Source organism: Nocardioides abyssi (assembly GCF_030412915.1).
Lineage (GTDB): Bacteria > Actinomycetota > Actinomycetes > Propionibacteriales > Nocardioidaceae > Nocardioides > Nocardioides abyssi.
Genome location: NZ_JAUHJR010000213.1, coordinates 1 through 273 on the forward strand (window position 1 = coordinate 1; position 273 = coordinate 273).

1 protein-coding gene is annotated in these 273 nt (G+C 75.1%); it reads left to right on the forward strand.

Annotated features, from left to right (window positions below; all coding sequences use genetic code 11):
* Positions 1 to 266 (forward strand): hypothetical protein (locus QWY29_RS20530; protein ID WP_300963072.1); only part of this gene is annotated, 266 nt, incomplete at its 5' end.
* Positions 267 to 273: the final 7 nt, after the last annotated feature.

Here is a 273-nt window from a genome sequence, read left to right on the forward strand (position 1 = left end):
TCGTCACGTCCTCCCCGCCGGTCAACGGCGTCTACGACGGCGGCTCGCGCTACGAGGCGCTCGACCGGGTCACCCCGGTGCTGGCCGAGGGGCACGACGACCTGTTCGCCGACCTCGGCCGGGCCGCGGGCCGGGTGGTGCTCCTGCGCGACGTGCCCAAGTCGTCGTACGACCCCGGCACCTGCCTGACACCGGCTCACCGAGCCTGGCCGACTGCACCTTCCAGCCCGTCGAGCGCTCGCGCCGGCTCGGCGACGTGGCGGTGACGTCGGC